We start from the raw sequence: 4,142 nt of genomic DNA, 5'->3' as shown, positions 1-4,142 counted from the left end.
ACTCTGCGGCCGCTGCTGCTGCACCTGCGGCTGAAGGACGACGGCGAGGTGGAGCGGGAGGTGCGGCTGGCGCGGGTGGAGACGCTGCGGGCGGCGCTGTCCGCGGCCCAGTCGTGCCCTGGCGCGGAAACGGCGGAGCTCGTGCGGCACCGCTACGCCCTGCAGCTGAGCCGCGCCCAGTCGGAGCCCGCGTCCGACGCCGAGCGCGACGAGCTGGATGCCGACGAGGCCGTCGTGCGCGCCGCGACGCACGCCCAGCGACGGCGGCTGGTGGCCCTGCGCGCCGACGGCACCATCGGCGACGCCGCATTTCAGCGCGTGGAAGAGGAGCTGGACTGGGCCGAGCTGGACTGGGCGCGCCTGGTCCAGGCCGGCCAGAGCGAGAACGGGGCCGCGTGACGTCCGCCGGAGACGCCGCGGGGCGGACGCGCGATGCGCGTGGCTGGCTGCTCGCCGGCGGCATCGTCACGGGCGGCGCGGCGCTGCTGCACGTGGGGATCATCCTTGGCGGGCCGGCGTGGTACCGGTTCTTCGGGGCCGGCGAGCGGATGGCGCGGCACGCCGCGCGCGGCTCTCCGGTTCCGCCCCTCATCACCGCCGGGATCGCGACCGTCCTGGGCGTGTGGGCGCTGTACGCGCTCTCCGGCGCGGGGGTCATCCGCCGTCTGCCGCTGACGCGCACGGCGCTCGTGCTGATCGCGGCCGTCTACCTGGGGCGCGGCGTGCTGGGCATTCCCATCGTGCTGCTGGCGGACGACCCGTACGCGAACGAGCTCAAGGGGCGGATGACCTTCATGGCCGTGAGCTCCGCCGTCTGCCTCGCGCTCGGCGCGTGCTACGCCATCGGCGCCGCGCGCGCATGGCGGCGAACGGCGGAGACGAAGCGGTAGGAAGATCTGATAATGATTCCACGCAGACAGAGCGGCCCCGGCGAGAACGTCTCGCCGGGGCCGCTCTGCATCTGAAAGCAGTTGTTTCCTGAGGGACCCTCACGAACTGGACCGTACACGGATGCGTGCGGCCCCGAAGGATCTTCCCGCCCTGGCAAGGACCCCAGTCCCGTAGAGAAGTCCCTGCCCCGCGAAGGTGATCCTTCGGTCGCGCCCGTAGCCTGTGAGCGGGCGAGTCCCGCGCGGGCGCTCCCTCAGGAAATCAACGCCGATGCGCAGTGTCCATGCGGATTCGGTGTTCCCTGCATCCTCGTTCCGCAGGAGCGGTCATCCTGACGAGCCGCCGCGCTCCATCGCGCGGACGAGGATCTCGCGTCAGCCGGCGGCGGAGGCCAGGCGGTCGAGCCATTCGCCCAGCAGGTGCTGCTCGGCCGGGGAGAGGACGGCGGGCGCCTCGCCCAGCACCGCGCGCAGGGCCACGGCGCGCGTCGCCACGTCCGCGCCGGGCGACCCGTCCGGCGCCGCGTCGGCCGGGGCGAGGATGGCGGCGAACACGGCATCGCGCATGGACTCCGCCAGACGCGGATCGCGCGCCTCCGGCGGCAGGGCGATGAGCGAGAGCGTCACGCCGCGCGCCGCGGACGAGATCATCCACACCGCCTGGACCACGCTCACCCGCAGCCACCCGGCGCGGGCCACGCGCTCCACCCGCCCCTGCAGGATGGCGGCGCCCTGGCGCGCGGCGGGCGTGTCGGCCAGGGCCGTGGGATCGCCGTAGATGAGCGTGTACACGGCGGGATTCCCCAGCCCGAACGCCACGTGCAGATCCCACCCGCGCCGCAGGTCCTCCACCGGGTCATCCGACGGCTCATGGAGGGTCTTTTGGCGCACGTACGCCTCCAGCGCCTCGCGCGCGACGGCGTCCATCAGCCCCCGCATGTCGCCGAACTGCCGGTAGATGGTGGGCGCCTGCACGCCGGCCGCCGCGCTCACCGCCCGCGTGGACACGGCCTCCCGTCCCCCGTGGGCCAGCAGCTCCGTCGCTGCCCGCACGATGCGCTCCCGCGCGTCCATGGTCGTCTGCTCGCTCATGGTATCAAAGATAACACATTCTTGTGATCGGTGTTGCGCAATCGGCGATACGCCGCTACTGTTATCATCGTTAACAGTAGCAGTCGATCGCCGATAACACTAATCGCGTCGACGAAAGCCGTCACGTCCACGGAAGGGGATCCGCAGATGTTCTTGGTCGCAGGCATTACCGGGCAGGTTGGAGGCGCGGCGGCCCGCCGGCTGCTGGACGCCGGGCACGCTGTTCGTGCGCTGGTCCGCGATCCGCGGAGGGCGTCCGCGTGGGCCGACCGCGGCGTGGACGTGCGTCAGGGCGACCTCAACGACGCGGGCGCCGTGGCCACCGCGCTGGACGGGGTGGAGGGCGCCTTCTTGATGCTGCCGCCCGTCATGGCTCCCGCGCCGGGCCACCCGGAGGCGCGCGCCATCATCACCAGCGTTCGCGAGGCGTTGCGCCAGGCGCCGCCGCCGCGGCTGGTGGTGCTGTCGTCCATCGGCTCGGAGCGGACGAGCGGGCTGGGCATCATCACCTCCACGCACCTGCTGGAGCAGGCGCTGGCGGACGCGCCGTTCCCCGTGGCGTTCGTCCGGGCGGGCGCCTTTATCGAGAACCTCGCGCACGGGCTGGAGCGGGTCGCCGAAACCGGGTACTTCGACACGTTCCTGGTCCCGACGGAGCGCGCCGTGCCCATGATCGCCACGGAGGACATCGGCGGCCAGGTGGCGCGGCTGCTGGCGGAGGAGTGGAGCGGCGCGCGGATCGTGGAGCTGGGCACGCGCTACAGCCCGGACGACGTGGCCCGCGACATGGCCGCGGTGCTCGGGCGGCCCGTGCGGGCGCGGGCCATTCCCCGCGCGCAGTGGCCCGCCGTGCTGGAGGCCATCGGCATCCCGGCCGGCCGCACGGGCCCGTACGAGGAGATGGAGGATTCGTTCAACGCGGGGTGGATCGACTTCGGCGTGGCTGGCACGGAGCCGGTGGCGGGGACGACCACGCCCGCGCAGGTCTTTGCCCGCGCCCTGCAGGCGCGGGACGGCGATTCGCACACGGGCGCCCGCGCGGGCGCCGCATCCTGAGCACGGAGCATTCAGCAATGACGGACATCCGCAACGCCGGCACCTTCGCAATGGGCGATCGGGTCGTGAACCGCATGGGATACGGCGCCATGCAGCTGGCCGGCCCCGGCGTGTACGGCCCGCCCCGCGACCGCGACGCGGCGCTCGCCGTTCTGCGCGAGGCGGTGGACAGCGGCGTGAACCACATCGACACGAGCGACTTCTACGGCCCGCACGTCACCAACCAGGTCATCCGCGAGGCGCTGCACCCGTACCCGGACGGCCTCGTGATCGTCACCAAGGTGGGCGCCGTGCGCGGCGAGGACGCGTCGTGGAACCCGGCCCAGAGCCCCGCCGAGCTGGAACGGGCCGTGCACGACAACCTGCGCAACCTGGGCGTGGACGCGCTGGACGTAGTGAACCTGCGCCTGATGGGCGACGGACACGGCCCGTCCGAGAGCTCCGTGGCGGAGCGCTTTACGGCGCTGGCCCGGCTGCGCGAGCAGGGCCTCATCCGGCACCTGGGGCTGAGCAACGCCACGGCGCGGCAGGTGGAAGAGGCGCGGGGGATCGCGCCCGTGGTGTGCGTGCAGAACCTATACAACCTGGCCAACCGCGAGGACGACGCGCTGGTGGATTCGCTGGCGGAGGCGGGGATCGCGTACGTGCCGTTCTTTCCGCTGGGCGGGTTCAGCCCGCTGCAGTCGGCGACGCTGTCGGACGTGGCCGCGCGGCTGGGGGCCACGCCCATGCAGGTGGCGCTCGCGTGGCTGCTGCACCGCGCGCCCAACCTCCTGCTCATCCCGGGCACGTCGTCGGTGGCGCACCTGCGCGAGAACCTGGCGGCCGCGGAGCTGTCTCTCGCGGATGATGTCCTCGCCGAGCTGGACGGCATCGGCGGCGCGGCGACGGCATCGGCGTCCTGAGCGCTGGCATTCGGCGAAGGGCGAGCGCCCCCCTCCCCGACCCTCCCCCACAAACTGCGTGGGGGAGGGAGGTGGGATCGCGCGGGACGGCACCCTGCGTGCTGAAGAGGCGTCCGGCGAAGGGTGAGCGCCCCCCTCCCCGACCCTCCCCCACAAACTGCGTGGGGGAGGGAGGTGGGATCGCGCGGGACGGCAGCCT

The 4,142-nt window shown here is 72.9% G+C and carries 4 protein-coding genes and 1 pseudogene; 4 read left to right on the top strand and 1 reads right to left on the bottom strand.

Features of this window, described 5'->3' with window-relative positions:
- Nucleotides 1-399, top strand: a pseudogene (locus VFZ20_RS24860) (sodium:proton exchanger); the annotation flags it as partial.
- The gene (locus VFZ20_RS24855) at nucleotides 396-890 is read left to right on the top strand and encodes a hypothetical protein (RefSeq protein WP_329686657.1); all 495 of its coding nucleotides are present in this window, start codon (nucleotides 396-398) and stop codon (nucleotides 888-890) included. The pseudogene VFZ20_RS24860 and the gene VFZ20_RS24855, both read left to right, overlap by 4 nt.
- Before the next feature lie 375 nt (nucleotides 891-1,265).
- On the opposite strand, the gene VFZ20_RS24850 is transcribed toward VFZ20_RS24855, so the two are convergent.
- Nucleotides 1,266-1,982 (bottom strand): helix-turn-helix domain-containing protein, encoded by a 717-nt coding sequence (locus VFZ20_RS24850; protein ID WP_329686656.1) that lies wholly within the window; start codon nucleotides 1,980-1,982, stop codon nucleotides 1,266-1,268.
- 147 nt (nucleotides 1,983-2,129) lie between these two features.
- Here VFZ20_RS24850 and VFZ20_RS24845 point away from each other — a divergent pair, with 147 nt between their 5' ends.
- Together VFZ20_RS24845 and VFZ20_RS24840 are read left to right on the top strand one after the other, a co-directional pair.
- Nucleotides 2,130-3,038 carry an NmrA family NAD(P)-binding protein gene (locus VFZ20_RS24845; RefSeq protein WP_329686655.1) on the top strand — a complete coding sequence of 303 codons (909 nt, stop codon included), beginning with the start codon at nucleotides 2,130-2,132 and terminating at the stop codon, nucleotides 3,036-3,038.
- A gap of 17 nt (nucleotides 3,039-3,055) precedes the next feature.
- The gene (locus VFZ20_RS24840; protein ID WP_329686654.1) at nucleotides 3,056-3,943 is read left to right on the top strand and encodes an aldo/keto reductase family oxidoreductase; all 888 of its coding nucleotides are present in this window, start codon (nucleotides 3,056-3,058) and stop codon (nucleotides 3,941-3,943) included.
- Nucleotides 3,944-4,142: the final 199 nt, after the last annotated feature.

It is taken from the genome of Longimicrobium sp. (assembly GCF_036280135.1).
GTDB lineage: Bacteria > Gemmatimonadota > Gemmatimonadetes > Longimicrobiales > Longimicrobiaceae > Longimicrobium.
This window is presented reverse-complemented; position numbering and strand designations above follow the sequence as displayed.